General features: G+C 63.6%; 12 protein-coding genes and 1 other RNA gene. 4 read left to right on the forward strand and 9 right to left on the reverse strand.

The window, feature by feature from the left end; genetic code table 11:
- Positions 1–4: 4 nt before the first annotated feature.
- The gene (locus ACP15R_RS06230) at positions 5–1909 is read right to left on the reverse strand and encodes an extracellular solute-binding protein (protein ID WP_424985530.1); all 1905 of its coding nucleotides are present in this window, start codon (positions 1907–1909) and stop codon (positions 5–7) included.
- Positions 1910–2110: 201 nt separating this feature from the next.
- The gene (locus ACP15R_RS06235) at positions 2111–2617 is read right to left on the reverse strand and encodes a c-type cytochrome (RefSeq protein ID WP_424985531.1); all 507 of its coding nucleotides are present in this window, start codon (positions 2615–2617) and stop codon (positions 2111–2113) included.
- Positions 2618–2735: 118 nt separating this feature from the next.
- Here ACP15R_RS06235 and ACP15R_RS06240 point away from each other — a divergent pair, with 118 nt between their 5' ends.
- On the forward strand, positions 2736–3569 hold the full coding sequence (locus ACP15R_RS06240; RefSeq protein ID WP_424985532.1) for a prephenate dehydratase: 834 nt from the start codon (positions 2736–2738) through the stop codon (positions 3567–3569).
- Between the two features lie 36 nt (positions 3570–3605).
- Here the strand turns inward: ACP15R_RS06240 and ACP15R_RS06245 are convergent, their stop codons facing one another.
- From ACP15R_RS06245 to nudC, 4 genes are all read right to left on the reverse strand, one after another.
- A complete protein-coding gene (locus ACP15R_RS06245; RefSeq protein WP_424985533.1) occupies positions 3606–5015 on the reverse strand; it encodes a PepSY-associated TM helix domain-containing protein in 1410 nt (469 codons plus the stop codon).
- 166 nt (positions 5016–5181) lie between these two features.
- Positions 5182–5532: a hypothetical protein gene (locus ACP15R_RS06250; RefSeq protein ID WP_424985534.1), complete on the reverse strand. Its 351-nt coding sequence runs from the start codon at positions 5530–5532 to the stop codon at positions 5182–5184.
- An 87-nt stretch (positions 5533–5619) separates the two neighbouring features.
- On the reverse strand, positions 5620–6087 hold the full coding sequence (locus tag ACP15R_RS06255) for an SRPBCC family protein (RefSeq protein WP_424985535.1): 468 nt from the start codon (positions 6085–6087) through the stop codon (positions 5620–5622).
- Between the two features lie 36 nt (positions 6088–6123).
- Positions 6124–7152, reverse strand: a complete 1029-nt coding sequence (nudC, locus tag ACP15R_RS06260) for an NAD(+) diphosphatase (RefSeq protein ID WP_424985536.1) — start codon at positions 7150–7152, stop codon at positions 6124–6126.
- A 217-nt stretch (positions 7153–7369) separates the two neighbouring features.
- On the opposite strand from nudC, the gene ACP15R_RS06265 reads away from it, so the two are divergent.
- The 3 genes from ACP15R_RS06265 (at position 7370) to ACP15R_RS06275 (ending at position 11015) form a co-directional block, all read left to right on the forward strand.
- The gene (locus ACP15R_RS06265; RefSeq protein ID WP_424985537.1) at positions 7370–9256 is read left to right on the forward strand and encodes a bifunctional 2',3'-cyclic-nucleotide 2'-phosphodiesterase/3'-nucleotidase; all 1887 of its coding nucleotides are present in this window, start codon (positions 7370–7372) and stop codon (positions 9254–9256) included.
- Positions 9257–9297: 41 nt separating this feature from the next.
- Positions 9298–9396: signal recognition particle sRNA small type (gene ffs, locus ACP15R_RS06270), an RNA gene on the forward strand.
- Positions 9397–9503: 107 nt separating this feature from the next.
- Positions 9504–11015, forward strand: coding sequence for a YifB family Mg chelatase-like AAA ATPase (locus tag ACP15R_RS06275; RefSeq protein WP_424985538.1), 1512 nt, complete (start codon positions 9504–9506; stop codon positions 11013–11015).
- Positions 11016–11018: 3 nt separating this feature from the next.
- Here the strand turns inward: ACP15R_RS06275 and gshB are convergent, their stop codons facing one another.
- The 3 genes from gshB to rsmI all read right to left on the reverse strand — a co-directional run bounded on the left by gshB (position 11019) and on the right by rsmI (position 13253).
- Positions 11019–11954 carry a glutathione synthase gene (gene gshB / locus ACP15R_RS06280; protein ID WP_424985539.1) on the reverse strand — a complete coding sequence of 312 codons (936 nt, stop codon included), beginning with the start codon at positions 11952–11954 and terminating at the stop codon, positions 11019–11021.
- A gap of 61 nt (positions 11955–12015) precedes the next feature.
- Entirely contained in the window at positions 12016–12384 is a 369-nt protein-coding gene (locus tag ACP15R_RS06285; RefSeq protein ID WP_424985540.1) for a YraN family protein, read from the reverse strand.
- An 11-nt stretch (positions 12385–12395) separates the two neighbouring features.
- Positions 12396–13253 (reverse strand): 16S rRNA (cytidine(1402)-2'-O)-methyltransferase, encoded by an 858-nt coding sequence (rsmI, locus tag ACP15R_RS06290; RefSeq protein ID WP_424985541.1) that lies wholly within the window; start codon positions 13251–13253, stop codon positions 12396–12398.
- Between the last annotated feature and the right edge of the window lie 10 nt (positions 13254–13263).

Raw genomic sequence — 13263 nt, forward strand, 5'->3', positions numbered from 1 at the left:
CGGCTTACCGCAAAGCGCCAGAGGATTTCAGCGCAGCCGCCTTGTCGGCATCGACCCACCACAAGTCCTCTTCCCCCAGGGCATAGGGCGGCAGGGTGGCCGGATAGGCATATTGATCCCAATAGGCGACCCAATGCTTGCCCAGGTACCAGGTCGGCACGATGAACCGCTTGGATCGCAATACCCGGTCGAGCGCCCGCACATTCGCGGTCAGTTCATCCGCCTCGGTGGCGGAAACGATATTGTCGATCAGCGCCTCGATATCCGGCCCGTGAACGCCCGACTGGTTGAAAACCGAAAACGCCGCCGCTTCGGTGCCATATTGCTGGTACAGACCGGTCGAGGGTTGCAGCGACGTGGTATAGCCCCCCGAAATCATGTCAAAGTCACGTTCCCGGCGGCGCAGCGTGAACTGGGCATTGTCGATCCGGTTATAGGCCGCGTCGATGCCCATCGCCTTCAGGTTCTCGACAAACGGCATGATGATACGGTCCAGCACCGGGTTGTCGGAGAGGAATTCGATCTTGAGCGTCTGCCCCTCGGCATTGCGGCGAATGCCGTCATCGCCAACGCTCCAGCCCGCCTCGTCCAGCAGTTTCATCGCCTGGCGCAGGTTGCGGCGGTCATTGGGGCGGTCCGGCTTGCTGCTATGGGCGCTGACCGGTTCACCGGTCAGCAGGGCCGGGTCGAGATCGTCGCCAAGCGATTGCAGGATCTCAAGCTCGCGGCCCTCGGGAATGCCCCGGGCCTCCAGATGCGTGCCCTGCCAGAAGGAATGGCGTTGCTGGAACAATCCGTATTGCAGGCTCTCGTTGGTCCATTCAAAGTTGAATGCCAACTGCACCGCGGCCCGAACGCGCGGGTCCTGGAACTGTGGCCGGTCCAGGTTCATCACGAAACCGGTCGCCGAGGGCACCTGGCCATCGGCCAGCTCCTCTTTCACCACGTATCCCTTGGCGATCGCCGGGAAATCATAGGCCGTGGCCCAACTCTTGGAGTTGTTTTCCTGCCGGAAGGTGAATTCACCGGCCTTGAACGCCTCCATCGCCGCGATCGAATCGCTGAAATACTCGATACGGATCGTGTCGTAATTGTTGCGCCCCACATTCACGTTGACCTGGTTACCCCAATAATCGGGATTACGCCTGTAAACGATGCGCCGGTTGATGTCATAGCTGTCGAGCACATAAGGGGCAGAGCCGATGCCCGGCACCATCCGCGGTTTGTCGAGCCGGCGATTCTCGGGATCGGCCTCGAACCACGCCTTGGAAAAGATCGGCGTGCCGCCAACCTGGGTGATCATCGCGCGGCGCGGATACCCTTCGGCAAAATAGAACTTGACCCGGTGCGGCCCCAGGGCCTCGGCCTTGGGGATGCGCTTGCGCACGGCCTCGGCATAGGATTGCAACCCCTGGTCAAGCAGCAGGTTGTGGGAAAACACCACATCCTCGGCAGTGACCGGCGTGCCATCCGAGAACCGTGCCTCGGGCCGCATGTTGAAGATCACCCAATCCTGGCTCTCGGGATATTCGAGGCTCTCGGCGACAAGGCCGTAATACGAAGCCGGCTCGTCATAGGACGGAAAGAGCAGCGACTCGTATTGATCCGCAGACCGCGCCCCGGCGCGGCCCTGACGATTGAACGGGTTGAAGCTGTCAAACGTGCCCTGCGCCGCATAGGACAATTCCCCGCCCTTGGGCGCATCCGGGTTCACATAGTCGAAATGCGCGAACCCCTCGGGATATTTCAGGTCGCCGAATTCCGAGAACCCGTGGCTCTTGATGATCTTTTCCTCGGCAAGCGCAAGCGTCGCGAATCCCAGCAACATCACGAGCGCCAATCCCGCGATCCCGACCTGTCGTTGCAGTGAAAGGACACGGGTGACCGGCGCGGCGGAGTCGTGGTTCATCTTGCTCTTCCTCTGTGAAACGGCACCTCGGGGCGCCTTGTCTCTTGCCGATGTAAGCTAATGGAGCGTGGTGCCAAGATACAAGTTGCGAAAATGTGAGAAAGCGGCAACTGCCCTGCAATGGCACGCATCCACGCCGAGCGCGCAACAAAAAAGCCGCTGCGCAGCGCAGCGGCTTTCCCGTAAGACTATCGCCCGGCCCTAGTTGTCGAGGCTGTCGAGATAGGCAATCAGGTTCACCCGGTCGGTGGCCTTTTTCAGACCGGCAAAGCTCATGGTCGTGCCGGATGCGAAATCGCTCGGCTTGGTCAGGAACTCGCTCAGCCGCTCCGGCGTCCAATCGCCACCAACACCGGTCAGCGCATCGGAGTAACCAAAACCGCCCACGGACGCGACCGCGCGGCCAACCACGCCGTAAAGGAAAGGCCCGGTGCCATTGGCGCCATCTTCGAGCTTGTGGCAGGCCGAACATTTCTTGAACACCTTGGCGCCCTTGTCGACATCCGCAGCCATCATCAATTCGTCAAAACTGACTTCTTCGGCCTCGGCCTCGGCTTCGCCGGACTCGGTTTCAATCACATAAGCAGCTTCTTGGTCGCCATGCCCGCCTACGTGATACAAGCCAGCCGCCGCCCATTTGCCGAGCAGGAGAACCAGGAAAGCACAGAGGAACCCGCCCGCTGCTTTGGTGTAGGTCATCGTATCCATTTGGTCGCGTGTCCATTTGATCCGTTTCGCCGTTGTCTAAGCCTTTCCCTTGTCTTGGGCAAGGTATAGACACCGCGACGAAACGCCCGATTTGTACATGTTGCACGGAAAACCATCGATGACCAACCGAATTGCATTCCAGGGAGAGCCCGGCGCCTATAGCCACGAAGCCTGCCGCAACGCCCGTCCGCACATGGAAGCCCTGCCCTGCCGCACTTTCGAGGACACCATCGAGGCGGTGAAAACCGGTGCGGCGGATCTGGCCATGCTGCCGGTCGAAAACTCGACCTATGGGCGCGTTGCCGACATTCATTCGCTGCTGCCGAAATCCGGGCTACATATCATCCAGGAGGCGTTCGTGCGCGTCCACATCAACCTGCTCGGCCTGCCCGGCACCAAGGTTGCCGATATCGACCATGCGATGAGCCACACCGTCCTGCTTGGCCAGTGCAAGAGTTTCCTGCAAGAACATGGCATTCATCGCATCACCGGGGCCGATACCGCCGGTTCCGCGCGGCATGTCTCGCAGGCGGGCGACCGGTCTCTGGCGGCGCTGGCCAGTCCGCTGGCCGGTGAAATCTATGGGCTTGATGCGCTGGCCGAGCATATCGAGGACAATTCCAACAACACCACCCGGTTCCTGATCATGTCACCGGAATCCGACATTTCCCGCCGGGGAGCCGGTGGCATGATCACCACGTTCGTGTTCCAGGTGCGCAACATCCCGGCGGCGCTCTACAAGGCGATGGGCGGGTTCGCGACCAATGGCGTCAACATGACCAAGCTGGAAAGTTACATGGTTGACGGCTCGTTCACCGCGACACAGTTCTACGCCGATATCGAGGGCCACCCCAATGATCCCAACGTGGCGCTCGCGCTGGACGAGCTGAATTATTTCACCACCAATATCGAGATACTGGGCGTCTACCCGGCCGATCCCGGACGAAACTGACAGGCTGCGCCGACCCGGGGCCGGCGCAGACCCGTATCAGGACAGCATCCTGCGCAGGGCCGGTATCCGCGACAGCACAAGCACGTCCAGGGCCAGCACCGCCAACAGGGTCAGCCCCGCCAGGGGAAAGGCCAGCGAAATCGCCAGCCCGACCAGAACCGCGCCTTGCCAGAGCGGCACATCGCGCGGCATCGGCGGCGCGGCAAGACGGCCCGCACCGGCTGGCCTGCGCATCCACCACATGACGGCCCCGCTGATCGCGACAAAGATCACCGACAGGCAGAAAATCGTGTTCAACGCCACGTTCCACCAGCCCATGTCACCCTCGTGCAGTGCGATGCCCACCGCCATGCCCTTGCCATAGACCGAATAGTCGGCAAACCGCACATCGGCGAGAATCCTGCCGCTATACTGATCGATATGAACCGTGCGATCATCGGTCGGGCGGGTGCTGTCATTGCTCATCGAATCGCGCGAGATGGTCCAGACGCCCTCCGCCCCCTGCGGCAGGTTCAACTGGAACCGGTTCTCGAACCCGATCCGGCGGGCAAAGGCCGTGACACTGTCCAGCGAGACGGGCGTTGCCGCCGCGATTCCGCTTGAACCCGCATCGGACCCGGAAGCCGGCATCGGTGCCTGTTCCAAGGCCCAGGGCACCTCTTTGGTGGCACCGTGATTCATGCTGGCATGGGTGACATCCGAAAGCGGCGCGCCCCATTTTTCGGCCGGGAAGGTGTTCCAGGCCTGCACGAATTTCTCTCCCCAGATGCCGGCCCAGGACAGGCCGGAAATCAGAAAAAACACCAACACCACCGAGATCCAGGCCCCGATCGTCGCGTGCAGGCTCTTCCACAACTGCCGCCCCCGCGCGGCGAGATTGGGCAGAAACACCCCAAGGCCCTGCGATCCACGGGGCCACCACAGGTACAGCCCGGTCGCGACAAGAACCATGGCCAGCGACGCCGCGATCTCGATCATGCGATCTCCGGTGACACCCAGCAACAGGGTGCCATGGATATCGCTCGCCAGGTCATATAGCCCGGCGCGGCGCGACATCTCGGACAGGATATCGCCGGTATAGGGATTGACCGCGACCATCACGGCGTCACCGCCTGCATCAACCCGAAAGATCGCCGCCAGTTCCGGCGCGCGCGGGGCGATGTACTGAACCAGCGTGCCGCCCGGAACGGACCCGGTGGCGCGTTCCGCGAGTTCTGATACGGCGAGCGCCTCGCCTTGCGGAGCGACGGCGATCCACTCACCGTCCCGCCCGGACAGGGTGCTGACCCACAACATGACAAGGCCGGTCAGGGCCAGGGTGACGAGGAAGGGAATGACATACAGCCCGGCATAGAAATGCCAGCGCCACGCCGCGAGATAGAGTTTGTTGGGCTTTGGCGCGGCATCTTCGGCCGGCAAGGCCCCGGTGGGGTCGATAGAAACCATATTGGTTCTCCAGCTACGGCACGCATTCTGCGGGGTGCCGGTGGTTGATCTGAATGTTGGTTTGAGATGGCGCGCACGTCGTCCGGGCCACGAAACCGCGAATTCCGCCCGGAGCGTTGCTTGCATCCGGAGTCGGGCGCGGGTCGGACCGGCGCGATCCTGCGCTTCAGATCGCGGGAGGGGCCCGTGCCGGACGCGACTGGTCCAATCGCGCGGACTTGCCATGGTCTTGGTCGTCGGGAACATCCGGAACGGGCCGTCCGCCCATTTCCGTGACGGCCCCGGTTTCATGCGCGGGCAGTACAGCCGCCCCGACCAGGCGGCAGGACTCGCAGCCGTTGGCCATGTCACGCTGCGGTGCTTCGTCATCGGCACAGAGATCGGCCAGCGAACCGCCCGCCTGAACATAGGCCGCAAGTGCCGGGTCATGTTCCGGCCCGGCAATCCGATGCGCAAATCCCGTACCCGCCAGGGCACAGAGCAGCGCCAGGACGACAAGAATTTTCGATCTGTACAACAAGGCGCTCTGCATCGTGGCGTCACCTTATGCACGGTTTTGCCATCCGGCTAGAGGCGGAATACCTAAAGTTGAGCCGATTTACGCCTATGCAAGCCCGCGATGGCGCTCTTCGAGTCCCTTGGCATAATCCGCAACCTTCAGCTTGAACCGCTTGGTCAGGGTTGCCTTGGCCAGCTTGAGCGATTGGATCAACAGACGTCCGGGCAGCGTGCGCGGCTTGAGATTCAGCACCACCGCCATCCGCGTGCGCCGGGGCGACAGCGGGACAAGTTCGAGATCTAGAAACCCGTCCAGCCCGGTCGAGACCGTGGTGAATCGCATTGCGTTGGGCGGGTCATACGTGTCGAGCGTGATGGTCGCCTCGCGCCGTTTGCCCCGCAGGTCGAACACTGCGCGCCAGCCCATGCCCAGGACCGGGGCGTTGCTGTCTTGCAGCCGCTCCACCTCGATCCCACGCCGGATCGCCAGGCGCTCGAAGCTCTCGAATTCGCACAGCATGGCGAAAACGTCGGCGGCGGGGGCATCAATGTCTTCCTTGCTCGAAAACTGCATCTGTCGTCCATGCGTTCCTGTTGGCAGAGTGTCGGTTTAATCCAGCGTGTCCGCAAGCCAGTTCTGCAGGAGAAAATGGGCAATCGCGCCGCGCCGCGCCGGTTTGAGAACGGGGTGTTCGCCGGCAAAGGCGGTCATCATGTCGTCGCGCGTGACCCAGATGGCGTCCTCGATCTCAACCGGATCGATCCGGATGTCCCGCCCGAGCGCCCGCCCGGCGCAACCGAACATCAGCGAAGCGGGGAACGGCCAGGGCTGGCTGGACAGGTAACTGACCTCGCCTACCTCGACCCCGGCCTCTTCGAACACCTCGCGCCGAACCGCCGCCTCGAGCGTCTCGCCCGGTTCGACAAACCCCGCGAGCAACGAATACATCCCTTCGGGCCACCCCGGTGAGCGCCCCATCAGAACCGAATTTCCATGCGTGATCAACATGATCACCACCGGATCGGTTCGCGGGAAATGATGCGCCTTGCAGCTCGGGCAACTCCGCTGCCAACCGGCCTGCGCGATCTCGCTCGGGGCGCCGCACCGGGCACAATACCGATGGCTGTCATGCCAGGCGATGATCGCCTTGGCGGTGGCGGCAAGCTCGGCATCGCTCCGGTCAAGCCGGGTCATGATGCGGCGCAGTTCCGCAAACACGTGATCCTTGGGGAAATCGGGATGAACCTGTTCCGACGGATCGAGAAACAGCCCAAGCGCGGCAAGGTCCTGGTCCTTGGGCTCCCAGGCCGAGATGTCGCAACCGAAAAGCGGCGCCCCGGTATCATCCAGCCCGAGAAACACGGGCATCGACACCGCGTCGGCATATCCGCCCTGCAAGACCGGATGAGTCAGCGGCACCCTGGCCAGCCGATCCAGACCTTCGCCCCTGACCAGCGGCTTGCCACGCCACAGCACCACCGCGCAGGCCTCGGGATGCGCAAGCGCGGCCGCAAGCGCCGTCGCATCGCCACGGATATGCGCCGCCCGGTCCAGACCGGAGCCGCCGAAAGTCACCTGTTCCGCCAGTTTCATGTCGTTTTCATACCGCTGCCCCACCGTTGCCGCATCGCGCGGCATTGGCCCTGCATCGCAGAAAACGCGGACCGAGTTCAATCGCAAAGCCACCCCGACATGACGCCAATTCGCATCACACCCGCCACAAAGTCGACCGCGCGAGCCGGTTTCAAGACGCGAGGGTGACATGCTTTCATACACTTACCGGGAATTGAGCCCGGGCATTCGGGCGATACGCACCCATGAAGACAGTTTCCACCGCCCGGAAGGGCACAGGATTGTGACAGACCGACGACGCGTGCCGATCGGCACCAGGGCGCGTTTGCGTCTACTGGCGACCACCGATCTGCACATGAACCTTCTGAGCCACGACTATTATGCCGACCGGCCCGATCCGTTTGTCGGGCTGACCCGTACCGCGACGCTGATCAATGCCGCCCGGCTCGAAGCACGGGTGGAGGACCGGCTGGTGTTGCTGTTTGACAATGGCGATGCCTTTCAGGGCACTCCGATGAGCGATATTGCCGCCAATGGCGCGGACCGGTCCCACCCGTTGATGCGCGCCTTTGCCTACCTGCGTTACGACGCGATCGGGCTGGGCAACCATGATTTCAACTTTGGCCTCAAACCACTGACCAAGGCGCTGCAACAGGCGCCCTGCCCGGTGCTCTGCTCGAACATGCAGCGCCTGCGCCCGGCCCACACCAACGGGTTCGAACCCTTTGCCATTCTTGACCGGCTGCTGCGCTGTGGCGACGAGGAATGGCCGATTCGGATCGGGGTCATGTCGTTTCTTCCGCCGCAGACGGTTCAATGGGATGCCCATCACCTGAGCGCGCATATGCAGACCAGCGGCATCGTCGAATCCGCGCGCCAGTGGGTGCCGAGCCTGCAGGCGGCGGGCTGCGACCTGATCGTCGCGCTGGCGCATACGGGGTTGAGCAACGCGCCCGATCACGCCGAGCTTGAAAACGCCGCCCGCCCGCTGGCACAGCTTGACGGGATCGATGCGGTGATATCCGGCCACACCCACCTGCGGCTGCCGGGCCCGGATCATTGCGACATCGAGGACGTGGATGCCGAGACCGGCGCGGTCCACGGCAAGCCGGTGGTCATGGCCGGCAATTGCGGATCACATCTCGGGGTGATCGATCTTGACCTGGTTGCCGACCATCACCACAGGTGGACGCGCGCGGGATTTCAATGCGACCTGCGTCCGATTGCGCGGCGCTCGGACACGGGAGAGCCGACCGCGCTCATCCCGGAAGACCCGGAACTCGTCGCGCTGCTGTCCGAGGATCACGCCCAAACCCGCGACCTGATGCGGCAACCCGTGGGGCACAGCGCGGTTCCCCTGCACAGCTATTTTTCCTTCTTTGCACCCGATCGCGCGCTGGCGCTGGTTGCCGCGGCACAGGCCGCCGCCGTGCGCCCCTATCTGGCGGGGACCGAGGCCGAGGGCTTGCCGCTGATCTCGGCCACGGCCCCGGCGAAATTCGGCGGGCGGGCGGGGCCAAACCACTACACGGACATTCCGGCAGGCCCCTTGTCCTACCGGCATCTCGCCGATCTGCACGTATTTCCGAACGAGTTGCGCGCCGCAATCGTGACCGGGGCGCAATTGCAGGACTGGCTCGAGGTTTCGGCCCGGCTGTTCAATCATATCGAACCTGGCGCGGATGGGCAGCCGCTGGTCAATGAAACGGTTCCGGGCCATGATTTCGATGTGCTGCACGGGCTGAGCTATCGCATCGATCTGTCATCGCCCGGGGCCGGCACGCCACCCCATGGCCGCAACAGCCGCCGGATCGTAGATGTCATGTATGCCGGTCGGCCGGTCAATGCCGAGGACCGATATGTGGTGGTCATGAACAGCTATCGCGCCAGCGGTGGCGGCCCGTTTGCCGCGCTTGCCAACGCCTGCATGATCGATGTGCCGTCGGTCACGCTGCGCGACGTGATCGGAAATTATGTCAGCGGTCGCCTGCCCGTGGACCCGATACAGGATGCCCCCTCCCCCTGGCGGTTCGTGCCGATGCCCGGCACATATGTCACCGCCCTGACCGGCCCGGCGGCGCGGCGGCATATCGCAGAGCTGGGCGATCGCGTCATCAACCTGGGTCCGATCACACCCGAGGGGTTCCTGCGGCTGGACATCGCGGTCTGACACCGGTTGCAAATCGGTCTGCACGCCCTTATATGCGGCATCGAGAGGTTGGCGCGGGCGAGCGCCTCGCCAACCTGGTCAGGTCCGGAAGGAAGCAGCCACAACGAGTCCCGCTTGGGTCGATGTCCAGCCTCTCACCATTTCCCCAGGATATGCCCTTTCCGAGGCGCGTGCCGCCTCGTGTTAACCATTCCTAAACCACGTGCCGGATAGCGGTTAACAGGTCGCATCATGGATCGGGGGTTGGATGGTCTCGCGTGCCTATACCGTTGCCTTTCAGGGGGTCGATGCCCGCCTGGTCGAAGTGCAATGCGCGGTCAGCCCCGGTTTGCCGGCGTTTTCGATTGTCGGCCTGCCCGACAAGGCCGTGTCCGAAGCACGCGACCGCGTCCGCTCGGCGCTTGCCTCGATGGCGATTGCCCTGCCGTCAAAACGCATCACCATCAACCTGTCGCCCGCGGACCTGCCAAAGGAAGGCAGCCATTTCGACCTGCCCATCGCGCTCTCGCTGCTGGCGGCGCTGGACATCGTGCCCTGTGACGTGATCGAAGGCATGGTCGCGCTCGGGGAATTGTCGCTGGACGGTTCGCTGGTGCCGGTGGTCGGTGCCCTGCCCGCCGCGATGGCGGCGGCGCAGGAGGAACGCGGCCTGCTCTGCCCGCAGGCATCGGGTGCCGAGGCCGCCTGGGTTGGTGCGACGCAGGTGATCGGTGCCGCGAGCCTGGGCGATGCTGTCCGCCATTTCACCGGCCAGTCTCCGATCCCACCGGCGGAGCCGGGCGAAGTTACCACGCCGCCGCAGGATCGTGATCTGCGCGACGTGAAGGGCCAGGAACGCGCCAAGCGCGCCCTGGAGATTGCCGCTGCCGGACGGCATCACCTGATGCTGGTGGGAACGCCCGGATCGGGGAAATCCATGCTGGCGGCGCGCATTCCGGGCATCCTGCCGCCGTTGACGGCGGCCGAGGCGCTGGACACCTCGATGATCCAGTCGCTCTGTGGCCTGCTCGACGAAGGCGGCATCAACCGCGCCCGGCCGTTTCGCGAACCGCATCACACCGCGTCGATGGCGGCAATTGTCGGCGGCGGGCGCAATGCCCGCCCTGGTGAAATCAGCCTCGCCCATAATGGTGTGTTGTTCATGGACGAATTTCCCGAATTCACCCGCGCCGTTCTGGAAACGCTCAGACAGCCGCTTGAAACCGGCGAGGTGATGATCGCACGGGCCAATGCACATGTGAAATACCCCTGCAAATTCATGCTGGTGGCGGCAGCGAACCCCTGCAAATGCGGTTATCTGACGGACCCGTCCCGCGCCTGTGCCCGGGTTCCGGTGTGTGGCGAAGACTATATGGGGCGCATCTCGGGGCCATTGATGGATCGGTTCGATCTGCGGCTTGAGGTGCCTCCGGTGGCCTTTACCGATCTTGATCTGCCTGCATCAGGCGACAGTTCGCAAGAAGTCGCCAGCCGCGTCGCCGCGGCGCGCAGGGTTCAGGCCGAACGCTTTGGCGAGGCTGACGGACCACGGCAGAATGCCGATATCGAGGGCGCCCAGCTCGAGCAAATCGCCACCCCGGACGAGGAAGGCCGCACGCTGCTGACGCGCGCGGCGGAACGGTTCGGCCTGTCGGCGCGGGGATATCACCGGGTTCTGCGCGTGTCGCGAACCATCGCCGATCTCGACAAGAGCGATACGGTGCGCCGGCCGCATGTGGCAGAGGCACTGAGTTTTCGCATCACCGGTGCCGCCGCCTGATGGTCAGCCCAGCCTGCCTTCGATTGCCAGCCAGATCTGTTCGGCGATATTCACCCCGTCAAACCGCTCAAGTTCCTGGATACCGGTGGGCGAGGTCACGTTGATCTCGGTAAGATAGTCGCCGATCACGTCGATCCCGACAAAGACCTGCCCCTTTTCGCGCAGCAGCGGGCCGATGGCGTCACAGATTTCCCTGTCGCGCGCGGTCAGGCCGATCTGTTCCGGCCGCCCGCCAACATGCATGTTCGAGCGGGTTTCCCCTTCGGCGGGCACCCGGTTGATCGCCCCCGCCGCCTTGCCATCGACCAGGATCACCCGCTTGTCGCCGTTGCGTACGTCAGGCAGGAATTTCTGAACGATCAACGGCTCGCGAGAGAACCCGGTGAACAATTCGTGGAGCGAGGTCAGGTTCCGGTCATTCTCGTCCAGGCGAAAGACCCCCGCGCCGCCATTGCCATAGAGCGGCTTGAGGATGATGTCGCGATGCTCGGCCTTGAACGCCTTGATCGTCTCCAGATCGCGGGCAATGGTGGTGGGCGGAGTCAGATCCGGGAAATCCAGAACCAGCAGCTTTTCCGGATAATTGCGCACCCAGAACGGATCGTTCACCACCAGCGTCGTGCCCTTCAGCCGGTCGAGCAGATGGGTCGACGTGATGTAATGCATGTCGAATGGCGGGTCCTGGCGCAGCCAGACCACGTCGAAATCGGCGAGGTCCACTTCGCGCCGCTCGCCCAGGATCGCCGGCTGGCCGGCAACCCGCTGCACGTTCATGTCCTGTCCGCGCGCGGTGATCCGGCCCTGTTGATAGGCCAGCTGGTCGGGGCTGTAATAAAACAGCTCATGCCCCCGCGCCTGGGCTTCCTCGGCCAGACGAAAACTGCTGTCGGCATTGATATCGACGTTCCCGATCGGGTCCATCTGAAAGGCGATCTTCATGGCGCGTTCCTCTGTCTTGCGCCTGATACATGGCGTAGCGGGGCCACGGGTTCAATGCCGATCAACCACCGTCAAAGGCGTTTTCCAGGATCTCGAACGCCCCCTGTGCATCGACCAGCGCCGCATCGAACCGCATTTCGCTCAGTGTTCCGGACGGGTGATCGGCCAGGAATTCCTCGGCCGCGACCATGATTCTCCGCACCTGGCGGGGGCTGATCCGTTCGGCGGCGCGGGCGATGCTTGGCCCTTTCTTGACCTCGACGAAAACCATGGTGGCGGCATGGCGCAGGATCAGGTCGATCTCGCCCCCGGCACCACGCCAGCGCCGCGCAAGAATTTCATAGCCTTGCCGCTGGTAATACCGTGCGACCTGCTGCTCGGCGGCATCGCCCGCGTGATGCGCGATCCGCCCTCTGAGCTCTGGCTGCATTGCATCCCCTCTCAGGTCTTGGTGAGGCTGAGCGCCATCTGGTACACCCGCCTGCGCGGGATGCGGTGGCTTTGCGACACCAGGTCGGCCGCATCCTTGACGGAATGCTCTTTCAACGCCGCTTTCAGATCCTCTTCTAGGTCAGAGTCGTTAACCGCCTCTGAACGGGCGCGATCGACCACCAGCACGATCTCGCCCTTGATCCTGTCGGCGCCAAGCCCCTCGGCCAGCTCGCCAAGGTTGCCCCGGCGCACTTCCTCGAATTTCTTGGTCAGTTCCCGGCAAATCGCGGCAGGCCGGGCCGTGCCAAGCACCTCGGCCATGTCCGCAAGGCTTGCCGCGACCCGTTTGGGCGATTCGTAAAACACCAGCGTGCCAGGCACCGATTGCAGCTCTTGCAGGCGCGCACGGCGGGCGGTCGCCGCGTTGGGCAGGAAACCGGCAAAGAAAAACGCGTCCGTTGGCAGCCCCGCAAGCGTCAACGCGGTCAGAACCGCCGATGCCCCCGGTGCCACCGTGACCAGGTGCCCCGCCTCGTGGGCGGCGCGGCTCAGGTCATAGCCCGGGTCCGAGATCAGCGGCATCCCTGCTTCCGAGGCATAGGCGACCGACCGCCCATCGGCCAGCGCCCCGAGCAATCGCCCGCGCGCCTCATCGCCGCTGTGGTCATGATAGGCAAGCACTCGCCGTCCTTCGAGCGGCACCCCGTGGATCTCCATTAGGTGACGCAGGCTGCGCGTGTCTTCGGCGGCGATCACCTCGGCCGAGGCCAGCACGTCCAGCGCCCGCAAGGTGATGTCGCGCGCCGTACCGATGGGGGTGGCGACAAAATACAGCCCCGGGGCCAATCGGACCTTTTGATGATTCAACGCTGGACCC

It is taken from the genome of Microbulbifer sp. S227A (assembly GCF_049800935.1).